The sequence below is a fragment of the Streptomyces polygonati genome, from assembly GCF_042650325.1.
Classification (GTDB): domain Bacteria; phylum Actinomycetota; class Actinomycetes; order Streptomycetales; family Streptomycetaceae; genus Actinacidiphila; species Actinacidiphila polygonati.
Map to the genome: position 1 here is coordinate 211,853 of NZ_JBHSBB010000001.1, position 22,631 is coordinate 234,483.

Here is a 22,631-nt window from a genome sequence, read left to right on the forward strand (position 1 = left end):
GGGAGACGACCGATGAGGCACTTCCTGCTGCGGAGGCTGGCAGCCGTCCCGGTGACCTTGCTGGTGCTGTCCTTCGTGGTGTTCGCCGCCACCCGGATCCTGCCCGGCGATGTCGGCCGGGTCGTCCTCGGCCGCGAGGCCAGCGACGCGTCCGTACGCCAGCTGGACCGCCAACTGGGCCTGGATCAGCCGCTGGTGGCGCAGTACGGACACTGGCTCGGCCGATTCCTCACCGGTGACTGGGGCACCTCCTACATCCTGCACACGCCCGTGCGCGGGCTGCTCCTCGGCCGGCTCGACCACACGCTGCCGCTCGCGCTGACCGCCTTCGCGGTGCTGGTCCCGGTCGCGCTCGGCCTCGGTGTCCTCGCCGGGCTGCGGCACGGCCGGCCGCTGGATCGGGTGATCAGCACCGTGGGCCTGGCGCTGGGCGCCACCCCGGAGTTCGTCACCGGGATCGTGCTGCTGCTGGTCTTCTCGGTGCGGGCGCACTGGCTGCCGGCCTCCGCGCAGACCGATCCCGGGCACGGCGGCCTCTGGGCGACGCTCCGGCACTTCGCGCTGCCGGTGGCGGCCCTGGTCCTGGTCTGCCTGGGCTATGTCTCCCGGCATGTCCGGGCGGGCACCATCGCGGTGCTGGACAGCCCGCACGTCAGGGCCGCCCGGCTGCGCGGCTTCAGCGGCTCACGGGTCGTGCTGCGGCATGTGCTGCGCAACGCGGTGGTCCCGGCGACCAGCGCGCTCGGCGTGCAGCTGCAATATCTGATGGGCGGCGTCGTGGTGGTGGAGCTGCTCTTCAACTACCCGGGTGTGGGCGCCTTGTTGCTCCAGTCCGCGACCGCCAAGGACGTACCGACGCTCCAGGCCACCGCCATGGTGCTGGGCGTGCTCTACATGCTCGTCGTGCTGCTGGCCGATGTCGTCTACCGGCTGCTCGACCCGCGGGTACGGCTGGGGGAGGCGGCATGACCGTGTCGGAAGCCGCCGGGCGCCTACGGGTCGGGCGGGCGCCGGTACGGCGCCGGCGGCCGCCGCTGCCGCTGCTCGGCGGGGGCGCCGTGGTCGCGCTGTGGGTGGTGGTGGCGCTGGCGTGGCCGCGGTTGGTGCCGTACGCCCCCGACGCGCAGCTGCCGCAGGACCGTTTCCTCGGGCCCAGCGGCGCCCACTGGCTGGGCACCGACCAGTTCGGGCGGGACGTGCTGTCCCGGATGCTGGCCGGGTCCCGGCCGGTGATGGAGGTGGCGCCCGCCGCCACCGCGCTGGCGGTCGTCGTCGGCACCGCGGTCGGGCTGACCGTGGGCGCGCGCGGCGGCTGGCTGGACGAGGTGGTGATGCGGCTGGTGGACGCGATCGCGGTCTTCCCGGCGATCATCGCCGCGGTGCTCTTCGTGGCGCTGCTCGGCCACTCGGTGACCGTGGTGCTGGTGGTGATCGCCGTGACCTTCGTTCCGCTGGTCGCCCGCAGTGTGCGGGCCGCGACGCTGGTCGAGCGGGAGAAACCGTATGTCGAGGCCGCCAGACTGCGCGGCGAGCCCGGCTGGTCGCTGCTGCTGCGCGAGATCCTGCCCAATGTCCGCGGAACGGTGCTGGTGGAGGCCACCTCACGGCTCGGCGACGCGGTGTTCGCCGCGGCGACGCTGTCCTTCCTCGGCCTCGGGCAGCCGCCCGGCTCGCCGGAGTGGGGCTCTTCCATCAACGACAACCGCGTCTGGCTGGAGAACGCGCCCTGGACGGTGCTCTCCCCGGCCCTGGCGATCGCCTCGCTGGTGGTGGGCGTCGCGCTGGTCGCCGACTCGGTCAGGAGCAGGTCCGACATCTCCGGTAGCGGGAAGGAGGAGAGCGCCGTATGAGCAGGCCGACCGGCAACACAGGCGGGCTCGGCACCGCCGGGCCCGACGCGACCGCGTCCACCGCCCCCGGGCTCCAGGTCACCGGGCTCGACGTCACCGGGCTGAGCGTCGCCTACGACACCCCCGACGGCCCCGCCCAGGTGCTGCACGACATCAGCTTCTCCGTCGCCCCCGGCGAGATCTTCGGCCTGGTGGGCGAGTCCGGCTGCGGCAAGTCCACCCTGGCCTACGCGCTCGCGCACCATCTCGCCCCGGGTGGCCGGGTGTTGGGCGGCTCGGTCCGGGTGGGCGGCACGGAGGTGCTGGGGCTGGACGCGCGGGCGCTGCGCCGCTGGCGCTCCACCGCCTTGGCGTTCGTGCACCAGGACGCGGCCGGCTCGCTCGACCCCACCATGCGGATCGGCGCCCAACTCGACGAGATCCTGCGGCAGCGCGGGCTGACCCGCGCCCAGGCGTCAGCCCGGACCGTCGAACTGCTGCGCCAGGTCAGGCTGCCCGACCCGCAGGCCCTGGTGCGGCGCTACCCGCACCAGCTCTCCGGCGGCCAGCAGCAGCGGGTCGGAATCGCCGCCGCCCTCGCCGTCCAGCCCCAGCTGCTCGTCCTGGACGAACCGACCACGGGCCTGGACGCCTCGGTGGAGCACGAAGTCCTCTCCCTGCTGGCCGAGTTGCGCGGTGAGCTGCGGGCCGCGGTGGTCTTCGTCAGCCACGACCTGGGTCTGGTCGGCCGGCTGTGCGACCGCGTCGGGGTGCTCTACGCCGGCCGGCTCGTCGAGACCGGCGACGTACGTCCGGTGCTGGACGATCCCGCGCACCCCTACACGTCCGCGCTGCTCGCCGCGGTGCCGCGGCTCGGCGTCACCCGCGCGGACCGGCCGCTGCGGCCGATTCCCGGGCGGCTGCCCCGGCTCGGCGCCGCCGAGCCGGGGTGCTCCTTCGCACCGCGCTGCCCGCGCGCGGCGGACGACTGCCGGGCGGCGGAGCCCGTACTGGACCCGGAGGCCGTCCCCGGCCGCCTCGTGCGGTGCCTGCGTCCCGGACCGGGGCCGGAGTCCGCCACCGCTGGGGCACCGCCCGGCGCGGCGTCGTCCGGCGGGCTTTCCGCCGCCCCCGGCGAGCGGCCGGTGCTGCTGGAAGTACGTGATCTCGTCCGGTCCTACGGTCGCACGGTCGCCGTCGACCAGGTCTCTCTGACGGTGCGTCAGGGCGAAGTACTGGGCCTGGTCGGTGAGTCCGGCAGCGGCAAGACCACGCTGGCCCGCGCGGTGGCCGGCCTCGGGCCCGCCGGCTCCGGCGAACTGCTGCTGCACGGGCGGGCGCTGGCGCCGACCGTCGGCCGCCGCAGCCCGCAGGATCTGCGCCGGGTGCAGATGGTCTTCCAGAACCCGAACGCCACCTTGAACCCCCGTCACACCGTGCGGACCGCGCTCACCAGGGCGTTGACCACCCTGGCGGGCCCCGAGGGCCCGGGCTCGCTCGACCGGCTCGCCGAACGCACCCGGATCGACGCGGACCTGCTCGACCGCAGACCCGACCAGCTCTCCGGCGGGCAGAAGCAGCGGGTCGCGATCGCCCGCAGTTTCGCCGGCTCCCCCGAACTCGTGGTCTGCGACGAGCCGGTGTCCTCGCTCGACGCCAGCGTGCAGGCGTCGGTGGTGGAGCTGCTCGCCCAGCAGCGCGACCGGACCGGCACCTCGTATCTGTTCATCTCCCACGACCTCGCGGTCGTCGGCTATCTCGCCGACCGGGTCGCGGTGATGTACCGGGGGCAGGTGGTGGAGAACGGCCCCGCCGCCGATGTGCTGCGCGGACCGTCCCATCCCTATACGGCGGTCCTCGTCGCCGCGGCCTCCCGGGTCCCCGGTCCCGCGGACTCCGCCTCCGCGCCGCCCGGCCCCGCACCCGAAGCCGACGGCTGCCGGTTCGCCGACCGCTGCCCGTCCCGTATCGGCGGACTGTGCGCCGAGACCGCGCCACCGGAGCGCACGGTCGGCGCCGGCCATGTCGTGCGCTGCCACCTCGATGTCACGGACCTCCCCGTCTGGCGCCCCCGGACCGAGGCCGGGTCAGGGGCCGGGACCGAGGCCAGGGCAGCCCCGGCCGCCGCGCCCCGCCCCGGCCCCTGACCCGGCCGGCACCACGACCGATACCGCCCACGAAAGCCGACCCAGCACGCCGCCACCTGTGCCGACCCCAGGGAGTCTCCATGTCCCGATCCCTCACCGACGCCACACCGATCGAGTTCGCCGACCTCCTCGCCGGACTCCCCGAGGGCGCCGCGCCACCGCCGGTCCAGCGCCGCTGGGTCAGCACCCCGGCGGGCGGCCACGTCAGCGGCGTGTTCTGGCAGACCGGCCTCCCCCAGCTGGTGCTGCTGCACGAGGCCGGATCGAGCGCGCGGTCCTGGGACGACGTACTGCCGGCGGTCGACCGGCCCGCCGTCGCCGTGGACCTGCCGGGCCACGGCCGGTCCAACTGGCGCGGGCGCGGCGACTACCGGCCGCGGCGGCTGGCCGGAGCGGTCGCCGAGGCCGCGCACTCCTTCGCCCCCGCCGGCGTCCCCGTGGTGGGCCGAGGGCTCGGCGCGCTCGTCGCGATCGCGGCGGCGGCCAAGGCGCCGACCCAGTTCGGCCGCGTGGTGCTGGTCGACACCCTGCCCGGCGCGCTCACGGCCCCGGACCGCCCCTGGCCCACGCCCAGCCCCGACTTCGCCGGTCAGGACGAGGCCCACGACTGGCTGGCGGCCCGGGTCGGCCCCGATTCCGCCGCTCCCGCCACCGCGCGTACCGCCCGGCAGGAGACGGTCGAGGGCGACGACGGGCGGTGGACCTGGCGGCACCACCTCGGCAGCCTCCCGGACGACGCGCCCACCGACCTCGACGACGACGCCCTCTGGGCCCGACTCGCCGCCGTCCCCGCCCCGTTGCTGGTCCGCACCGAGGGCGGACCGCTGGACGACAAGGCCGTCGCCCGCTTCACCACCGAGGCGGCCACGGGCGAGATCTCCACCGTCGAACCGGGCCCGGCCGCCCTCGCCGCGCTGCTCCGCGGCCTGCTGCCCTGACCGTCCGCATTCCGTACCGGTTGTCCCGCCCCACCACCGCGCAGGAGACATCACCGTGACCGCAGAGACCCCCGTGACCGTACAGATCCCCGTCATCGACCTCGAACTCGCGCTCAGCGACGACGCCCCCGACGATCTGCTCGCCGCCGTCCGCGCCGCCGCCGAGCAGATCGGCATCGTCCAGGTCGTCAACCACGGCGTGCCGCAGGAGATCATCGACGACTTCCACCGGAGCGTCGGCCGAGTCCTCGCCCTGCCGCGCGAGGAGAAGGAGAAGCTGGCCAGCCCCACCGGCCACCCGTACCGCGGCTGGCGCCAGTGGCCCGACGACTTCGGCCGGCTGGAGCTGGAACGCATCAACATCGGCCAGTACGACAACGCCGACGACGCGCTCGCGGCGGGCCTGACCCCCGAGCAGGCCGACCTCTTCTCCCACGTCAATGTCTGGCCGGAGCAGGAGCCGGGCCTGCGGGAACGCGCCTTCCGCTACCGCGACGCCGTCACCGAGGTGGGCCACCGGGTGGTCGCCCTCTACGCGAAGGTCCTCGGGGTGCCCGCCGCGACCTTCCCGCTCGGCGACAACGGCTACTCCACCTTCCTGGTGAACGACTACCCGACCTGGACGCACACCGACACCGCCGCCGACCAGGAGAAGCTGCTGCTCCTGGAACACGCGGACGGTTCGGTCGTCACCGTCCTGCACCAGGAGGGCGACTACGCCGGACTCCAGGGCCAACGCCCGGACGGCAGCTGGCAGTCGGTGCCCATCCTGCCCGGCGCCCTCCAGGTGTTCACCGGCTCGCTGCTCGCCAACTGGACCGAGGGGCGGCTGCGTCCGGGCCGCCACCGCGTCGTGTCCGGCGGCACGGTGACCCGCCGCTCGTCCGCGGTGTTCCTCTATCCCGACCTGGACACCGTGGTCGAGCCGCTGCCGCCGTTCGCCGATCCCGACGAGTCGGACTTCGAACCCGTCTCGGTGTGGGAGCAGGCGTCGGGCAACGTCCAGGAGTACCTCCAGGTCTTCGGCCGTCCCGAGCAGGTGGCCGCGTGGCGCGAGGGCCGCCCCTACATCGCGGAGGTGGCCCGATGAGCACCGCACCCGGGACGAAGGCGACCGGGACGGCAGCCCACGCCTCCGCTCCGGCCCGGACCCTCACCGTCGAACGCGGGCATCCGGTCCCGGGCGACACCCTCACCTGGGAGCCGAGCGAGCGCCGTGTGCGCGGCACCAAAGGCGGCGTCACCGTCGTCGACAGCAGCAGGCCCATCCTGGTGTGGGAACCCGGCCTGCCCGTACCGCTCTACGCCTTCCCGCGCGAAGACGTCCGCACCGACCTGCTGCGCCCGGCGGCCGACCCCGACAGCGGGACGCACAGCGGCTCGGACACCTTCTACGACCTGGTGCTGGACGACGGGACCGTCGCCAACGCCGCCTGGACGTTCCCGGTGGACGAACTGTCCGGCTACATCTCCTTCGAATGGTTCCGGCGCGCGGACCGCGGCCTCGACCACTGGTACGAAGAGGACGAGGAGATCTTCATCCACCCCCGCGACCCCTACAAGCGGGTGGACGCCCTCGCCAGCACCCGCCATGTGAGGGTCGAGATCGACGGCGTGCTCATCGCCGAGACGCACCGGCCGGTACTCCTCTTCGAGACCCGGCTGCCGATCCGCTACTACATCCCGCGTGAGGACGTACGCCTCGACCTCCTGACTCCTACCGACCTGCACACCGGCTGCCCCTACAAGGGCACGGCGGAGTACTGGTCCCTCACCGCCGCCGGTGCGGATGTCCCGCCGAACCTCGCCTGGAGCTATCCGGAGCCGCTCCCCGCGGTGTCGTCGATCCGCGAACTGATCGCGTTCTACAACGAGGTGGTGGACATCACGGTCGACGGTGCGCGGCTCGATCGCCCGGTCACCTTCTTCTCCGGAGCGCTCACGTCCTCCCGTTGACACCGAGGCGAGCTGACGGCACGCCAGATCGCCTGTGAATACGCCCTGTTGAGCGCTCCGGGCGCGGGCCCCGCCCCCCGCGCCCGGAGCGCCGCCGGCGGGTCCGGCCGCCCGGCCTCCCGGCGGAGACGGCCGATCGCACGCGCGGCCGCTTCCCCGTATTCGTCTCGAACATCCATCGGGAGACTGCTAGCGTGTCCGCCATGCGTTCCGCCCTGTTGACGAGTCGGCGAACGGTCGACTACGTCCAGGTCGCCAGTTCCCTGTGTCGCCTCCCCCGTTGAGGTACCACCGCTCCGCCTGAGAGCTCCCCGGCGACTCGGCGCGACCGTGCCCGCCTCTTTCCCCGCGATCCCGCAGCCGATCGCCGCTCCCGTATGCCCAGGCGCGCGCGAGCCCCGCCGGCGGTCGCCGCTGTCTTCTCCGCAACCGCCTTTTCCCGAACAACTGGAGGTACTTGTCATGGCCGAGCCATCCTCGTCGAACGGAACCCCCGAGCCGTCTCCGGACGAGCCGCGACTTCCGTCGCGCGGCCCCGGTGGGCGGCGCGTGGTGTGGATCGTGTCGGCGGCGGTGGTGGTCGTGGCCGCCGTGGTGGTCGCCCTGGTCCTGTCGTTCAGCGGCGGTTCGGACGGGTCCGAGACGATCCGCATCGGCGTGGTGGACGCCTCCCAGCCGTACTGGAAGACCTACGCGGACCTCGCCAAGAAGCAGCTCGGCGTGACCGTGAAGTTCGTCAACTTCAACGACTACAGCCAGCCGAACCCGGCGCTCAAGGAAAAGCAGCTCGACCTCAACGAGTTCCAGCACATCCAGTACCTGGCGAACTACAACGTCACGGCGCACGACGACCTCCAGCCGATCGGCGCGACCGCGGTCTACCCGCTGCCGCTGTACTCGCTGAAGTACGGCTCCCCCGCCGCGCTGCCGGACGGCGCGAAGGTCGCGATCCCCAACGACGCGATCAATGAGGCACGCGGCCTGCTGGTGCTCCAGTCCGCCGGGCTGCTCACGCTGAAGGGCGGCGGTACCGCGTTCTCCACCACCGCGGACATAGCGACCCACAAGGTGGGGGTGACCACGCTCGACGCCTCGCAGACCGCCGGCGCGCTGCAGAACGGCTCGGTGGACGCCGCGATCGTGAACAACAACTACGCGACCAGCGCCAAACTCCCCACCTCGCGGGCGATCTTCCACGACGACCCGTCCAGCTCCAGCGCCGCGCCCTATGTGAACATCTTCGTGGCCCGCAAGGCGGACGCGGACGACGCGACCTACCTCAAGCTCGCGGCGCTCTACCACGACCCGTCGGTGGAGAAGGGCGTCCAGCAGGCCAACAGCGGCACCGCGGTGTTCCGCACCACCGCGCCCGCCGAGCTCCAGAGCGAGCTGACGACCGTCCAGCAGCAGGCCGAGGCGGCGAAGAAGTAACCGGCCCCCGCCCGCGACCAGCACGCCCCAGACCGACGCGCCCCCTGGCGGGGCTCAGCAGAGCAGGCCGGCCCGGCGGACGGCATCGTCCCGCCGGGCCGGCCCGGAGTGAGGAAGTCGATGCCCGCCGACAGCCAGCCGACCCCCGCGCCCGCACCGGTGCACGTACGCTTCGAGCACGTCGGCAAGACCTTCCCCGGCAGGGGCCGCCGGGCAGCGCCGCAGGTGGCGCTCGACGACGTCAGCCTGGAGATACGCCGCGGCGAGGTGTTCGGCGTCATCGGCCACTCGGGAGCCGGCAAGAGCACCCTGGTGCGGCTGATCAACGGACTGGAGACACCGACCTCGGGCCGGGTCCACGTCGGCCCGCACGAGCTGACGGCGCTCGGCGAGCGCGGCCGGCGCGAGGTCCGGCGCGACATCGGGATGATCTTCCAGCAGTTCAACCTCTTCCGGTCGCGCACGGTGGCCGGCAATGTCGCCTACCCGCTGAAGGTCGCCGGTGTGCGGCAGCCCGAGCGCGACCGCCGGGTGGCACGGCTGCTCGACTTCGTCGGGCTGCTGGACCGCGCCCACGACCACCCGGAGCATTTGTCCGGCGGCCAGAAGCAGCGGGTGGGCATCGCCCGCGCGCTGGCCACCGAGCCGTCGCTGCTGCTGGCCGACGAGGCGACCAGCGCCCTCGACCCGGAGACCACCGGCGAGGTGCTCGGGCTGCTGCGCCAGGTCAACCGCGACCTCGGCGTCACCATCGTGATCATCACCCATGAGCTGGACGTCATCCGCTCGGTCGCCGACCGGGTCGCCGTGCTCGACTCCGGCCGGGTGGTGGAAACCGGCAGCGCCTACGACGTCTTCGCCCAGTCGCGGACCGAGGCCGCCGCCCGCTTCGTCCGCACGACGCTGCGCGACCGCCCGTCCCCGGAGACGCTGGCCCGACTGCGCGCCCGGCACGCCGGACGGCTGGTCACGATCAGGGTGCGCGACCAGGCCGGGCTCCAGACCCGGCTGGCCCGCACCTTCCTGGACCACCAAGTGGCCGCGGACATCGTGTTCGGCGGCATCAGCGAGCTTCAGGAACGGCCGGTCGGCAGCCTGACCTTCGAACTCACCGGTCCCCCCGGCGCCGTTGACACCGCGCTCACGGCGCTGCGCGCGGACGGCGTCGACCTCGTCGAGGAGGAAGCCTGAGATGCACGAGTTCGTCACCAATCTGCCGGTCTACCGGGAGGCGATCCGGCAGACCTTCTACATCGTCAGCATCTCGCTGCTGGCCGGTGGTGTGCTCGGGCTGTTCCTCGGCCTGGTGCTGTACGCCACCCGCCCGGGCAACCTGCTCGGCAACCGGGCGGTGTTCCTGGCCGTCAATGTGCTGGTCAATGTCGTGCGGCCGGTCCCTTTCGTCATCTTCATCACCGCGATCCAGCCGCTGATGCTGCACACCATCGGCACCACGATCGGTACGAACGCGGTCACCTTCGCGCTGTCGCTGTCGGCGGCGTTCGCGATCAGCCGGATCGTCGAGCAGAATCTGCTCACCGTCGACCCCGGCGTGGTGGAGGCCGCCCGCGCGGCCGGCGCCCGGCCGGTCGGCATCCTGGTGACGGTGCTGATCCCCGAGGCGCTCGGCCCGCTGATCCTCGGCTACACCTTCATCTTCGTCGCGGTCGTCGACATGTCCGCCCAGGCCGGGCTCTTCGGCGGCGGCGGCCTCGGCGACTTCGCCATCACCTATGGCTCGCAGCGCTACAACTGGCCGGTGGTCTACATCACCGTGGCGACCATCGTCGTCATCGTCCAGGCCGGCCAGTTCCTCGGCAACTGGCTGGCCCGCCGCGCCCTGCGCCGCTGACCCGGGCGCCGGACCACGAAACCGGTAACCCACCGGCTCCCGGACCGGCGGGGCTTCGCCGTCAGGAAGCGGACCGCGGCGGCTGTGCCGCCTCGGCCAGATACTCCTGGGCCTTCGTCACATTCGAGGCCAGGTCCGCGACCGAGTCGAGCACCAGCCTGCGATCGGTCCAGGGCTCGTACTCGGCTCGGCGGCGCCCGACCGCTTCCCAGGTCGGCTCCTCGAAGCCCGTGATGCCCCGGGACCGGCCTTCCAGCCGTCGGCGATGCACGCGCGGGTCGGAGCACACCACCTCGATGAACGCCACCGGCACCCGGTGGCGTTCCGCCAGCGTCCGCCACTGCCGGCGGGCCGCCTCGACCCCGTTGACCGCGTCGATGATCACGCTCTGGCCCAGTGCCAGCACACCGTCGGCCACCGCCTCGGCAACGACGCAGGCCGCCAGGCCCGTTGGCTGACCGCGCTCCACGCCGCCCCGCAGCATCGCCGCCTCGACCGGGTCGACCGCCACCGTCGCGGCGGGCAGCGTACGTCCCAGTCTCTCCGCCACCGAACTCTTTCCGGCGGCGGGCAGACCGGCCATCGCGATGAGCATGACGGCACTGTCGCACACCCGGCACCCGGTCCGTTTCAGGCCGTGTCGACTCCCCGGTACGCCGCGGCCCGTCCGCCGCGCTCCAGCAGGATCCGCTCGGTGAGCGCATCGAGACGGGTGGCGGCGTCCCGGTCGAAGGAGGTGTCCTCCACCCCGATCCGCCGACCCTCGACGAAGGCGCTCAACGGCTCGGCGGGCGGCCTGTCGAGGGCCGCGACGATCGGCGGCAGGGCCGCCTCCACGGGCTTCGCGCGCTGCCGCATCGCGCTGATCTGCCCGAGCGTCTCGGTGTCGTACGCGCCGGAGAAGCTCGTCGCCGTGACGCCCGGGTGGATCAGGACATAGCGGATCCCGCGTGCTCCGTACCGCTCGGCGAAGCTGACACCGAGCAGATCGTTGAGCTTGCCGCCCTGCCCGAGGGCGGCGCCGCCGTGGTAGCCGCGCCGCAGTTCCAGGTCGTCCCAGCGCACCAGGCGCAGGCTCGCGCCGGGGCCCGCCACATTGACGACCACCGGCTGCCCGGCGGCGGTCAGCGCGTCGACGAGACCGTGGCCCAGCAGATAGCGGCTGAGGTAGAACAGCGCGAAGTTCTCCTCCAGCCCGTCGGCCGTCTCGGTGCGCACGCTGCGGTAGTGCCGGGCGCAGAGCACCAGGGCGTCCAGCACGGGGAACCGCGCCCGCAGCGTCTCGACGACCCGTCCGTTCTCGGTCAGCAGGCTGAGATCGGCGGGGACGAACAGGGCCCGCTCCCGGGCGCCGGCTGCCTCGGCCGCGTCCAGGAACGCATTGCCCTTCACCTCGTCGCGACCGACGACCACGACGGTGTCGCCGCCGCTGAGCCGGGCGGCGGCGAGCGCCCTCCCGATGCCGTCAGTGCCGCCGGCGATCACGATCGTCTTCATGGGGCGTCTCCTTGGGCGGCCACGGGCGCGGGGCCGGCGGCGCCGGGCGGCCGCCGCCGGCGTTCCGGTCGGGTACGCACAGCACCGTACTGCCCCCACGGTTCGGGCCGCGGGGCGGCGTCCGGCCGCCGACGCCCTCCGCGGATCGGACGTCAGCCGGTCGAAGGGCGCCCGGCGGCCACCTGTTGGGCATGGAAGGACTGCCAGGCCGCCGCTGTGATCCCGGGGTCGTGCAGGATGTCGACGGCGAGGCAGGCCAGTGCCTTCGCGGAGGCGAGCATCGCCGCGCGGCCGCGCGGGCTTGCCGCTGCCCGCGCGAAACGGGCGGTGTGGTCGGAGCCGTCGGCGTCCATGATGGCGACGAAGGGGTGGATGGCCGGGACGACCCCGCTGACGTCGCCGATGTCGGAGGAGCCCAGGAGGGTGTGCGGATCGGGGTCCCGCAGCTGGATGCCGCTGCGGGCGATGTGGTGGGCGAAGCGGGCGGACAGCGGCTCGCTGTTGCGGAAGTGCTCGTAGCCGGTGCCGACGCGCTCGACCTCCACCCGGGCCCCCAGGGCGCTCGCGGCGGCCCCGGCGCACCGGGTGACTTCGGCGACGACGTCGTCCAGCGCCGCGGTGGTCAGCCCCCGGCAGCCGAAGAGGCCCTCGGCGAAGGCGGGGACGATGTTGGTCGCGGTGCCGCCCTCGGTGATGATGCCCTGGACATGGGAGCCCTGCGGGAAGCGGCGTTCGACGGCGCCGAGCATGTTGAAGGTCTCGATGAGGGCGGCGAGGGCGTCGATCCCCTCGCCGGGATTGCCCGTCGGGTGGGCCGGCCGGCCATGGAAACGCACCCGGACCGGGACCTGGGCGGTCAGCGGCGCCCACACTTGGTCCTCCACGCCGGGGTGGATCATCAGCGCCGCGTCCACCTCGTCGAAGACTCCGGCCGCGACCTCGGCGACTTTGCCGCCGTCGCCCTCCTCCGCCGGGGAGCCGACGGCCAGCACCGTACCGTCCTCGGCGCCGGTCACCGCGCGTACGGCCAGTGCCGCGCCCAGCCCGGCCGCCGCGATCAGGTTGTGCCCGCAGGCGTGGCCCAGCTCCGGCAGGGCGTCGTATTCCAGCAGGAACGCGACCGCGGGCCTGCGCCCGTCCCCGGCGCGGCCGACGAACGCCGTCGGCATCCCCGCGACGCCCTCGGTCACGTCGAAGCCGCCGGCCCGCAGCTCGCCGGTGAGCAGCGCGGCCGACTCGTGCTCGGCGTGGGCGAGTTCGGGGTGCGCGTGCAGCCGGCTCGCCACCTCCCACAACCGGTCCGCGCGGCCTTCCACTTCGCGTTCGACCTCGCCGTACAGCGCCTCGTTGCTCTCCATGCGGTCCCCTAGGACATGGGTGACAAGCGGTCACCCCGGTGTCTTCCCCGCCCGGCGCCGGACACCGGCCGCGGTCCGGCGGCGTGGCGCCCGGATCCGTGGCTGGTCCGACGGGTTTTCCGCCGCGCCGTCGGGGCAGCCGACCGGTTGACTTTCGAGGTGATGTCAGTGGAGCTGTTCGACAGCGAGGGCCCGGGGCCGGCCACAGGGGAACTTCCCATAATGGACTACAAGCATCTTCCGAAGCTGGCGATCGAAGGGTTCTCCCAGAGCCTGGCCAAGGAGGAGACCGAGCTCGTCCTGCGGTACGAGCGGGAGCACAGGGACCGGACCCCGGTGGTCCGGGTGCTGACCGCTCGGCTGCGACAGCTCCGCCACAGCCGACGCGACGACGGTGCGGCGAGGGGCTGACGACCGGTGCCGTGGCGGCCCGCGCGCGGCGGCTTCAGAGTCCCCGGGTGTCGCGCGGTTCGACATAGGGCTCCAGGTCCGGCGGGTGGCCGGACTCGATGGCGCGGCCCCGTTCGAGTTCCGTGTTGAACTCGAGGCCCAGCAGAATGGCGATGTTGGAGAGCCACAGCCAGACGAGAAAGATGATCACGGCGGCGAGACTGCCGTAGGTCTTGTTGTAGCTGGCGAAGTGCCCGACGTAGAGCGCGAAGAGCGTGGAGATGACGATCCAGATGAGGACGGCGAGAAGGCTGCCGGGGGTGACCCAGCTGAAGCCGCGCCTGACGTTCGGCGCTGCCCAGTAGAGCAGCGCGATGATCAGCGCGAACAGGATGACCATCACCGGCCATTTGGCGAAGTTCCACGCGGTCACGCCACTCTGGCCGATGCCCAGCAGGTGCCCGGTCCTGTCGGCCAGCGTGCCGGTGAACACCACGCCGACAGCGATGGCGGCCAGCAGGAGCAGCACGACGAGCGTGACGCCGAACCGGATCGGCAGCGTCTTCCATACCGGCCGTCCCTCGCCGATGTCGTACACGGCGTTCGAGGCGCGCATGAACGCGGCGATGTAGCCGGAGGCGGACCAGAGCGCGGCCAGGGTGCCGATGATCAGTGCGCTGAGTGCCTGGCCCCGGTTGTGTTCCAGTTGTCTGAGCGCGTCGGTGATGATGTCGCGGGCCGAGCCGGGCGCGAGCGTGGCGAGGTTGTCGATCAGCGGTCGGATGCTGGCGCTGCCCAGCAGTCCGAGGATCGACACCAGGGCGAGCAGCGCCGGGAAGATCGCCAGCACTCCGTAGTAGGTCAGGGCGGCCGCCCAGTCGGAGAGGTTGTCGGCCTTGTACTCCCCGGGGGTCCGTCGGAGCGCGTCGCGCCAGGCCCGCGCGGGGAGACCGGTCGGCGCCCCCGCCGGGGGCCGCGCGCCGGACTCCCCGGCCCGGGAGAGTCCGTCGTTCCGTTCCCAGCGCCGCGCCACGATCGCCCTCCCGTCGTCGGTGCGGCCGGAATGCCTCCGGCGCCCGCAGCCGCGAAGGTCCCGGACTCCGTCGCCCGTCCGCACCGGGGTTCAGGCCGCGCCCGGCCATCGTCTCTCCGGAGCCGGGCGCTGGGCCGGCGACCCGCTGACCGTGCCCGGGTGCCGCCTTTTGATCACACGCGTGGTCGATCGTCGGCGCCTCGCCGCTTCACCGCCCTCAGTCGTCGGCGAGCTGGGGCTCGCGGGCGAACTGGTTGCGCGGGACGGGCAGGCCGAGGTTGCCGCGCAGGGTGTCGGACTCGTACTCGGTGCGGAACAGCCCGCGCTCGCGCAGGATCGGGACCACGCCGTCGACGAAGGCCGCGACGTCCTCGTCGGTGCGGAAGGCGAGGTTGATGCCGTCGAAGGTGGCGGCGTCGAACCACTCCTCGATGCTGTCGGCGACGGTCTTCGGCGCTCCGACGAACGGCGAGCGGCGGAACTCCCGCAGCGAGTCCACCACCTGGCGCAGCGTCAGCTTCTCGGACTCGGCCCGCGCGATGATCCTCGCGGCGCCGGTACGGCCGCCCTTCTCGGCCAGGTGCGCGACGTCCGGGAACGGCGCGTCCAGGTCGTGCCGGCTGAAGTCGTACGCCCCGAAGGAGCGGCCGAGCAGCGCCAGATTGCCGTCGAAGTCGTCGTCCTCCTCGAAGATCTCCCGCTCGCGGCGCCTGGCGGCCTCGTCGGTGGCGGCGACGACCGGGCTGCCGTGGATGAAGATCTTGATGTGCTCGGGGTCGCGGCCGTAGGACGCGGTGCGCCTCTTGATGTCGGCGTAGTAGTCCTGGGCCTGCTGGAGTGAGCCGCCCGGCGCGTAGATGCCCTCGGCGACCCGCGCCGCGAGGTCGCGGCCCTCCTCGGAGACGCCGGCCTGGAAGATGACCGGCTGGCCCTGCGGCGAGCGGGAGATGTTGAGCGGGCCCGCGACCTTGAGGTGCTCGCCGGCGTGGTTGAGCGCGTGCAGCTTGGCCGGGTCGAGGAAGACGTCGCGCTCCGCGTCGGCCGGGAAGGCGTCGTCCTCGTAGGAGTCCCACAGGCCGCGGGCGACCTGGACGAACTCCAGGGCGCGGCCGTAGCGGGTCGGGTAGTCCAGGTGCTCGTCGAGCCCGAAGTTCCTGGCGGCGCCGCTGTCGAAACTGGTCACCACGTTCCAGCCGGCGCGGCCACCGCTGATGTGGTCCAGTGAGGCGAATCGGCGCGCGAGGTTGAACGGCGAGTTGTACGTCGAGCTCGCGGTGGCGACCAGACCGACGTGCTTGGTGTGGGTGGCGACCGCCGACAGCAGGGTGAGCGGCTCCAGCCGGTTGAGGTAGTGCGCCGGGTAGGTGGCGTTGATGAACTGGCTGTCGACGATGAACAGGGCGTCGAACAGGGCGTGTTCGGCCGCCTGGGCCTGCCGGATGTAGTAGTTGATGTCGATGCTGGCGTTCTTCGCGACCCGGGGGTCCTTCCACAGGCCGTGCTGGCCGGGGCCGCCGACGCCGTAGGGATGCAGGGCGAGGTGGATCTTGCGGGACATGGTTCTCCCTTTCTGCGGAGGTTTCCCGGGGCATGCTTCAGGGGGAGGTCGCGGAATCGGGCGCCCCCGCTTCCGCCGACCGCCGGGCCCCGTTGGGCCGGGAAGGACGAGAGGGCGCACTGAAGCTCGGAGCTGCCCCGCGCGGCGACGGCGGCGCGGGAAGGGCGGGCGGGGCTCCGGAGGGGCGGGCTCACCACCCGCGGGCGCGGCTCGGCGATACGGCGGACGGCCCGTACCGCCGGGGGCGGTCAGACGCCGGTGGGCCGTGAGCGGCGGGTGGTCAGCAACAGAGGGCGCTGCTGGTGCGCCGCAGGTCCACGTAGCGGCACTCCACACCCGGATGCGTCGGGAGCATGCTGCACATCTTGGGGGGAGGGGCAACCGGGTGTCAATGGACACCAATTGGTGTCTCATTCGGCGGGACGCCCCTGACCAGCGGCATCGCATCCGTTCGCCGGGCGCCGCGGAGATCCAAACGACAGGCCTAGGCGAGTTGCGCCGCGAATCCCGACCGCCAGGTCGGGTGGGCGGGCCGCCAACCGCGCGAGCGGGCCAGGCCGTTGGAGGCTCCCCTGGCCCAACCCTGCCGACCCGACGCGGGCTCCGGCGCGGGCGTCCCGAGGGCGTCGGCCAGGACCGGCACCCACTCGCGGCCCGGCGCGGGCTCGTCGTCCACGATGTTGACCGGCCCGCCCGGCCAGTCGAGGGCCTCCAGGGCGGCCCGGGCGGCGTCGGCGACATGCAGGAACGAGATCACCGAGAGATCCGCCTCGACGCTCCCGAGGAAGCGGGCGGCCGGATCTCCGGACAGCGCCGCGGCGGCCGGACCGCCCGGCGCGTACCAGGTGGCAGGGCCGTAGAGGATGCCGTACCGCAGCAGTACGGCGGTTTCCAGCTCGGCCGCCGTCTCCTCCAGCGCCCGGATACCGTCCACCATCGCTCCGCGCGGCTCCGGCGCGCCGAGATCGAGCGGCACGGTCTCGTCGGCCGGCCGCTCGCCCGGCACATACGCCCAGGAGATCGACTGGGCGACGATCCTCGCCACACCGGCGGCCTCGGCCGCGTCCACCAGATTGCGCGTCCCCTCCCGGCGCAGCCGGTTCGTCGCCTCCCCGTCCGCGTCCGACAGGTCGGTGAGCTGGTCGATCACCGCGTCGGGCGCGGCGTTCGCCACCACCTGCCGCAGGGTGTCCCGGCCGAGTACGTCCGCCTGTACGGCTGACGCGCCTTGACTCCGCAGCCGCTCGGCCCCGGCGGGCGACCGGGAGATCCCGGTGACCTGGTGCCCCGCGTCCAGGAGCAGCGGAACAAGCAGTCGACCGACCGCACCGGTCGCACCGGCGACGAATACGCGCATGGAAGTCTGAGTCCTCCGCTCGGGCCGGAGATCCGCCTCGCGGCGAATCGGGGCAAGTTTAGCAAATATTGATAAACCGTCCGGATCTGGAGGGTGCTGGCCGCGCGGATCGAGCCGGGGACCGCCGCGAACTCATTCCTCGGCTTCGGGCAACAAAGGGTGGGCGTCAAACGGGCGCTCGAAGGATTCCACCGGAGAACGGAGTCCCCTGTGATCGCCTCCGTCGGGCCCAGCCCGAGAGCGGCGGCCGCCGACGACGACGCGCAACTCATCGCGAAGTCGGTGGCGGAACCCGAGATGTTCGCGCAGCTCTTCGACCGCCACGCGGCCGGCCTGCACCGCTATGTGCTGCGCCGGCTCGGCGAGCACCTCGCCGACGACGTGGTCGGCGAGACCTTCCTGATCGCCTTCCGGCAGCGCGACCGGTACGACACCGCGCGGCCCGAGGCCCGGCCATGGCTCTACGGCATCGCCGCCAACCTCATCGGCAAGCACCACAGGTCCGAGCTGCGTGCCTACCGGGCGATGGCCAGGACCGGCGTCGATCCGGTCGCCGAGTCATGGTCCGACGCGGTGGACGGCCAGGTGGTCGCGGCGGCCTCCAGCGCCCGACTGGCCGCGGCACTGCGCGCCCTCAACGACGGCGACCGGCATGTGCTCCTGCTGATCGCCTGGGCCGATTTCTCCTACGAGGAGGTGGCGACGGCCCTCGGCATCCCCCTCGGCACCGTCCGCTCCCGCCTGAACCGGGCTCGGAAGAAGATGCGTACGGCGCTCGGCGGCATCGATCCCACCCTTACGACCGAAGACACGCAGGAGAGCAGCCATGGATGAGCCGATCGAACTGACCGCGGTGCGCGAACTGCGCGCCGACGCCCCGTCCCCCGACGCCGCCCGGCTGGCCGCGCTCCGGTGGAGGCTGATGGCCGCGGTGGCGGCCGAAACCGATGGCGTCCCGGCCCGCCCCGCCCGCGGTCGGCTCCCGGGCCACCGGGCCGTGCGACGTACGGTCGTCGCCGCGGCCACCGCCGCCGCGGTCACCTCCGGCGTCCTGCTGAGCCTCCCCGGCCCGGCCGGCCCGGCCGGCCCCTCCGGCATCACCGCGCGGCCGACGACCGCGGCGACGGTGCTGACCATGGCGGCCGCGCACGCGGAGAGGCTGAGCCCGGCGGTGCCGGGCCCGCGTCAGTGGGCGTACGTGACCGCTTACACCTGCGACGAGCGGCCCGCACCGACCACTTGCGCCGAGAAGACGTCCTGGGTGAGGGGTGACGGCAGGCAGTTCATGGTCACCAACGGCGCCGGTCGGAAGCTGGTGCTGGAGAGGGTGGGGTTCCCCGACGTGTCGTACCGGGCGCTGTCCCGGTGGCCCACCGAGCCGCACGCCCTGCTGGGAAAGATGGGCCGCGATCCGCGGACACAGGCAAGGCAGATCATGACGGTCCTGGCGGAGGCGCCGGCCGTCCCACCGCGGATCGGCGCCGCGCTGTTCAGGGCACTGGCCCTGATCCCGGGCGCCGACCTGGTCGACCGTCCGGTGAAGGACGCGATGGGCCGCAGGGGGACGGCCATCGACTACCGGTTCTCCGAGCAGGACCACGAGTATCTGATCCTGAACCCCAGGACATACGCCTACCTGGGGTTCCGCACCGTGAGCTACGGCCGCACCACCGCCGTCGCACGCGAGGTGACCGGCGTTGTCGACCACCCGGGCCAGCTGCCCGGTGGACCTGTGCCGCCGCGCCGCTCCCACGGCTCCGCGATCTGACCTTAGCGGGCCGCCGGACCCGGGCTCCGCGTCCCACCGCCCCCGGGCTCCCGGTGAGGACGAACGCGTGGAGCGGACGCTCTCCGCTACGTCGCGCCGGAGCCCGGGGGCGGCGCGGGCCGTTACGCGGTCACGGTCAGCACCTCGCTGAGGTTTTCGTTGAAGTCCTTGGCCGCCGCTCTGCTGGCCACCCCGCCGTGGACGTCGTAGACCAGGTAGGTGTACTTCGCCTCCTCGTCGTCATGCACGGCCGCCTCGTCGTAGTCGTAGCCGTAGATCACGTACCAGTGCACGTCGTTCGCGGCGGCCACCAGCTTTCCCTCGGCGATCTCGGGCGCGACGTCGAACACCGACGGCGGGCAGCCGATGTTCACGGTCGTGAAGATCTTCCGGTCGAACTCCCCCCAGCTGTCCCGCAGCAGCCCGCGCAGACCGTCCTTGTCGAGGTTGAGTTCGCCGAAGGGCGCCAGGGTCGCCAGCGAGGGACGCAGGGTGAGCCAGTCCTTCTCGACGACATCGAGAGGCTTCCCGGTGACCTGGGAGACGGCGGTTTTGGCGTACTGAAGCATCCGGCCGAGGTGGCTGTAGGTGGTCGTGCTGGTGGCGGCGACCCTGATGAAGCAGTTGTGCGCGATCTCGGTCTGGCTGATGTCCGGCTTCTTGAACGCCTTCCGGAGCACCTGCTCGACCGCGGCGTAACACCAACGGTCCGGGACTTCCTCGACCACCTTCAACGCCGGCACGTCGACGGCTATGACTGGCATCTGGCCCCCCTGTTCAGAATCTGCTTCGAACCTGTTCCGAGAACGGAAACGTTCCTTCCCTCCAGGAGTAAAGACGGCACGCGGCTCCGTCAACGGCTTTCCACCCGGCTACGCCGAAGATCGTCTTCCGGCATGAACCCCCGACCTCCTCCCCGGAGCACGCGCCCCCCCTCGCGCTGCGGAAAAGGAAGTCCGGGCGCTACCACGCGCGGGTGAGAGGCTTCAGCCAGCCTTCGGCCGGTCGGGCCCGCTCGGCGTCGAGCGCGGCGTCGAGCCGGCTGCCCAGGCCGGAGTCCAGGTCCCGGCGTCGGAGTGGCCGAGGCGCCCGGAGCGGAGGTGGGCGCGGAGGGCGGCGAGGGTCGGGTGGGGGTTGTCGCGGTGCCACAGCAGGGAGTGCGGGTAGACCGGCGTCGGATCCCGTACGGCGATGCGCCGCAGGCCGTGGTCGGCGGGCCAGACCAGGCGGGTCCGCTCGCCGACGAGGGTCGCCAGCGAACGGGAGCCGGCGATGGTGTCCAGCAAGGGTTCGGTGCCGAAGCCGGGGCCGGTGATCTCGATGGTGAGCGCGAACGCGGCGGCGAGGTCGGCGTAGTAGGCGGCCCACTCCGTTCCGGGGGCGAGGCCGGGCATCCAGATCCGGTGCCCGGCGAGTTCGGCGGGTGCGACCGTACGGGCGGCGGCGAACGCGTGGGCCGGTCCGGTGAGAAGCTGGAGCGGCTCGTCGAACGCCCGGACCGCCCCGATGCCGTCGGGGAGTTGCCGGCCGGGCATGGTGACGGCGCGGAAGGACGCGTCGATCGTGCCGGCCCGGATGGCGTCGATGGCCGCGTCGGCGTCGTGGAGGGTCACGACGTCGAGTTCGACCCCCGGGTGCGCGCGGTGGAAGTCGCCCAGTCGCCCGGCCGGGCCGAGCCGCCGGCCGATCACATCGACGCGCAGCGCGCGGCGGCCGGGACGGACGGCGGCGACGGCCCGCTCCTCGGCCCGCAGCAGATCGCGGGCGTGGGGCAGGAACGCCTGCCCGTCGACGGTGGGCTTCGCTCCCCGCGCGGTGCGGGTGAACAGCCGCACGCCGAGGGACTTCTCCAGCGTGGCGATGCGTTTGGAGACGGCCTGCTGGGTGATCGACAGCTCGGCGGCGGCGTCCTGGAACCGCCCCGCGTCGGCGGCGGCCACGAAGGTGCGCACGGCATCGAGATCCACGCCGGTCACGGTATCCGCACAACGAACGGTTGTGCTTCCTGGCCGACCGGTTGTTTGATCTCGCCCTCCCCTCCTCGCTTGGATGCCGGTGATCGGCTTGCGGTGGTCCGGATCGGTGAGAGGCGCGTGGGACATGACGGGCAGGCGGGCGCTGGGGCGGCGGTTCGGGTGGCTGTGGGCGGCGTTCGCGGTCAGCTCGTACGGCACGGGAATCGGGTTCGGCGCGTTTCCCCTGATCGCGGTCCTCGTGCTGCACTGCGGGCCGGCCCAGGTGGCCGCGCTGTCCGCCGCGGGGCGGGCGGTGGGCGCCCTGGTCGCGGTGCCTCTCGGTCCCTGGGTGGAGTTCCGGCACAAGCGGTCGGTCATGGTGGCGATGGACCTGACCCGGTTCGGAGCGCTGATGACCGTCCCGGCCGCCTTCGCGCTCGGCCGGCTCGGCTTCGCCCAGCTCCTCGTCGTCTCCGTCGTCGTCGCGGCGGCCGACATCGCCTTCAAGGCGGCCAGCGGTGCGTATCTGAAGGCCCTCGTCCCGCCGCGGGACCTGCTGGTGGCCAACGGCCGGTTGGAATCGACGACATGGACCTCGACCACGGTCGGACCGCCGCTCGGCGGCGCCGCGATCGGGCTGTTCGGCCCGGTGACGACCGTGGTGGCGGACGCCGTCAGCTACCTGCTCTCGGCACTGGGCATCCGCGCCATCGGCGGGACGGAGCCGCGCCCCGTGCGGACCGGCGCGCCGCGGCTGCGAGCGGGTGACCTGCTCGACGGCTGGCGCGACATCCTCGCCCACCCCACGCTGCGCCCGCTGTTCTTCAACGCGATCGTGGTCAACGGCCTGATCATGGCCTCCGAGCCGCTGCTCGCCGTACTTCTGCTGGGCCGCCTGGGGTTCGCACCGTGGCAGTACGGCCTTGTCTTCGCGGCCCCTTGCGTCGGCGGACTCGTCGGCTCGCGCCTCGCGAGCCGGCTCGCGGCGCGGTTCGGGCGGCACCGGACGATGCTCGTAGCCGGGGCGCTGCGTGCCTGCTGGCCCGTCGGACTGGCGTTCGCCCGGCCCGGTGTCCCCTGGATCGTCCTCATCATCGCCGTCCAGCTCGGCCTGGTGACCTGCTGCGGCCTGTTCAACCCGCTGCTGGCCACCTACCGGCTCGACCACGCCGATCCCGACCGGGTCGCGCGCACGCTGTCCGCCTGGTCGATCAGCAGCAGCGCCGCCATCGCGGCCCTGACCGCCCTGTGGGGCCTGCTCGCCGCCGTCACGGGCCCGCGCACCGCGATCGCGGTCGCCGGAGTCCTCCTGCTGGCCACCCCGGTGCTGCTCCCGCGCCGCGAGAACGCGACCCGGGAGACGCTCACCGGTGCCGGAGTCGGGTGATCGACTGGCGGGGCACCGGGCGGGGCCGGACAATCGAGTCATGGTCTGCGGCGGCGCTGCCACCCGTATCGGGAACGGTCACCGGGGGGACGTCACGAGCGGTGACCGCAGGCAGTCAGCAGGAGCGGGCGCCGCCGGCCACCATCAGGGCAGCCGTCCGAGGTAACGGAGGACC

The 22,631-nt window shown here is 72.9% G+C and carries 21 protein-coding genes; 13 read left to right on the forward strand and 8 right to left on the reverse strand.

Annotation, left to right across the window (positions count from 1 at the left end):
- Positions 1-12 precede the first annotated feature (12 nt).
- The 9 genes from ACFO3J_RS00875 to ACFO3J_RS00915 all read left to right on the forward strand — a co-directional run bounded on the left by ACFO3J_RS00875 (position 13) and on the right by ACFO3J_RS00915 (position 10,153).
- Positions 13-969: an ABC transporter permease gene (locus ACFO3J_RS00875; RefSeq protein ID WP_386424815.1), complete on the forward strand. Its 957-nt coding sequence runs from the start codon at positions 13-15 to the stop codon at positions 967-969.
- Positions 966-1,850 carry an ABC transporter permease gene (locus ACFO3J_RS00880; RefSeq protein WP_386424818.1) on the forward strand — a complete coding sequence of 295 codons (885 nt, stop codon included), beginning with the start codon at positions 966-968 and terminating at the stop codon, positions 1,848-1,850. The genes ACFO3J_RS00875 and ACFO3J_RS00880 overlap by 4 nt, the downstream gene beginning before the upstream one ends.
- Entirely contained in the window at positions 1,847-3,976 is a 2,130-nt protein-coding gene (locus ACFO3J_RS00885; protein WP_386424821.1) for a dipeptide ABC transporter ATP-binding protein, read from the forward strand. The genes ACFO3J_RS00880 and ACFO3J_RS00885 overlap by 4 nt, the downstream gene beginning before the upstream one ends.
- Positions 3,977-4,056: 80 nt before the next feature.
- The gene (locus ACFO3J_RS00890) at positions 4,057-4,914 is read left to right on the forward strand and encodes an alpha/beta fold hydrolase (protein ID WP_386424824.1); all 858 of its coding nucleotides are present in this window, start codon (positions 4,057-4,059) and stop codon (positions 4,912-4,914) included.
- A gap of 55 nt (positions 4,915-4,969) precedes the next feature.
- Positions 4,970-6,004, forward strand: coding sequence for a 2-oxoglutarate and iron-dependent oxygenase domain-containing protein (locus tag ACFO3J_RS00895; RefSeq protein ID WP_386424827.1), 1,035 nt, complete (start codon positions 4,970-4,972; stop codon positions 6,002-6,004).
- Positions 6,001-6,870: a DUF427 domain-containing protein gene (locus ACFO3J_RS00900; RefSeq protein ID WP_386424829.1), complete on the forward strand. Its 870-nt coding sequence runs from the start codon at positions 6,001-6,003 to the stop codon at positions 6,868-6,870. The genes ACFO3J_RS00895 and ACFO3J_RS00900 overlap by 4 nt, the downstream gene beginning before the upstream one ends.
- Before the next feature lie 462 nt (positions 6,871-7,332).
- A complete protein-coding gene (locus tag ACFO3J_RS00905) occupies positions 7,333-8,301 on the forward strand; it encodes a MetQ/NlpA family ABC transporter substrate-binding protein (protein ID WP_386424831.1) in 969 nt (322 codons plus the stop codon).
- 120 nt (positions 8,302-8,421) lie between these two features.
- Positions 8,422-9,492, forward strand: coding sequence for a methionine ABC transporter ATP-binding protein (locus ACFO3J_RS00910; RefSeq protein ID WP_386424833.1), 1,071 nt, complete (start codon positions 8,422-8,424; stop codon positions 9,490-9,492).
- A 1-nt stretch (position 9,493) separates the two neighbouring features.
- The gene (locus tag ACFO3J_RS00915) at positions 9,494-10,153 is read left to right on the forward strand and encodes a methionine ABC transporter permease (RefSeq protein WP_386424836.1); all 660 of its coding nucleotides are present in this window, start codon (positions 9,494-9,496) and stop codon (positions 10,151-10,153) included.
- A gap of 61 nt (positions 10,154-10,214) precedes the next feature.
- Here ACFO3J_RS00915 and ACFO3J_RS00920 read toward each other — a convergent pair whose 3' ends face one another.
- The 3 genes from ACFO3J_RS00920 to ACFO3J_RS00930 form a co-directional block, all read right to left on the reverse strand.
- Entirely contained in the window at positions 10,215-10,748 is a 534-nt protein-coding gene (locus ACFO3J_RS00920; RefSeq protein ID WP_386424838.1) for an AAA family ATPase, read from the reverse strand.
- A gap of 35 nt (positions 10,749-10,783) precedes the next feature.
- Entirely contained in the window at positions 10,784-11,650 is an 867-nt protein-coding gene (locus tag ACFO3J_RS00925) for an SDR family NAD(P)-dependent oxidoreductase (RefSeq protein WP_386424841.1), read from the reverse strand.
- A 152-nt stretch (positions 11,651-11,802) separates the two neighbouring features.
- Positions 11,803-13,008, reverse strand: a complete 1,206-nt coding sequence (locus tag ACFO3J_RS00930; RefSeq protein WP_386424844.1) for an amidohydrolase — start codon at positions 13,006-13,008, stop codon at positions 11,803-11,805.
- A 162-nt stretch (positions 13,009-13,170) separates the two neighbouring features.
- On the opposite strand from ACFO3J_RS00930, the gene ACFO3J_RS00935 reads away from it, so the two are divergent.
- Complete coding sequence (locus tag ACFO3J_RS00935) at positions 13,171-13,419, forward strand: hypothetical protein (RefSeq protein WP_386424846.1); 249 nt, start codon at positions 13,171-13,173, stop codon at positions 13,417-13,419.
- A 34-nt stretch (positions 13,420-13,453) separates the two neighbouring features.
- Here the strand turns inward: ACFO3J_RS00935 and ACFO3J_RS00940 are convergent, their stop codons facing one another.
- The 3 genes from ACFO3J_RS00940 to ACFO3J_RS00950 all read right to left on the reverse strand — a co-directional run bounded on the left by ACFO3J_RS00940 (position 13,454) and on the right by ACFO3J_RS00950 (position 17,346).
- Positions 13,454-14,431 carry a YihY/virulence factor BrkB family protein gene (locus tag ACFO3J_RS00940; protein ID WP_386424849.1) on the reverse strand — a complete coding sequence of 326 codons (978 nt, stop codon included), beginning with the start codon at positions 14,429-14,431 and terminating at the stop codon, positions 13,454-13,456.
- Between the two features lie 217 nt (positions 14,432-14,648).
- Positions 14,649-15,989, reverse strand: coding sequence for an NtaA/DmoA family FMN-dependent monooxygenase (locus tag ACFO3J_RS00945; protein WP_386424852.1), 1,341 nt, complete (start codon positions 15,987-15,989; stop codon positions 14,649-14,651).
- Between the two features lie 484 nt (positions 15,990-16,473).
- Positions 16,474-17,346: an NAD-dependent epimerase/dehydratase family protein gene (locus ACFO3J_RS00950; protein ID WP_386424855.1), complete on the reverse strand. Its 873-nt coding sequence runs from the start codon at positions 17,344-17,346 to the stop codon at positions 16,474-16,476.
- 297 nt (positions 17,347-17,643) lie between these two features.
- Here ACFO3J_RS00950 and ACFO3J_RS00955 point away from each other — a divergent pair, with 297 nt between their 5' ends.
- Both ACFO3J_RS00955 and ACFO3J_RS00960 read left to right on the forward strand, forming a co-directional pair.
- Positions 17,644-18,180 (forward strand): RNA polymerase sigma factor, encoded by a 537-nt coding sequence (locus ACFO3J_RS00955; RefSeq protein WP_386425080.1) that lies wholly within the window; start codon positions 17,644-17,646, stop codon positions 18,178-18,180.
- Positions 18,173-19,114 carry a CU044_5270 family protein gene (locus ACFO3J_RS00960; RefSeq protein ID WP_386424857.1) on the forward strand — a complete coding sequence of 314 codons (942 nt, stop codon included), beginning with the start codon at positions 18,173-18,175 and terminating at the stop codon, positions 19,112-19,114. Before ACFO3J_RS00955 ends, ACFO3J_RS00960 begins: the two co-directional genes overlap by 8 nt.
- A gap of 122 nt (positions 19,115-19,236) precedes the next feature.
- Here ACFO3J_RS00960 and ACFO3J_RS00965 read toward each other — a convergent pair whose 3' ends face one another.
- Positions 19,237-19,878, reverse strand: coding sequence for a hypothetical protein (locus tag ACFO3J_RS00965; protein WP_386424860.1), 642 nt, complete (start codon positions 19,876-19,878; stop codon positions 19,237-19,239).
- A gap of 222 nt (positions 19,879-20,100) precedes the next feature.
- Positions 20,101-21,081 carry a LysR family transcriptional regulator gene (locus ACFO3J_RS00970; RefSeq protein WP_386424863.1) on the reverse strand — a complete coding sequence of 327 codons (981 nt, stop codon included), beginning with the start codon at positions 21,079-21,081 and terminating at the stop codon, positions 20,101-20,103.
- A 133-nt stretch (positions 21,082-21,214) separates the two neighbouring features.
- Here ACFO3J_RS00970 and ACFO3J_RS00975 point away from each other — a divergent pair, with 133 nt between their 5' ends.
- Positions 21,215-22,456 carry an MFS transporter gene (locus ACFO3J_RS00975; protein WP_386424865.1) on the forward strand — a complete coding sequence of 414 codons (1,242 nt, stop codon included), beginning with the start codon at positions 21,215-21,217 and terminating at the stop codon, positions 22,454-22,456.
- Positions 22,457-22,631: the final 175 nt, after the last annotated feature.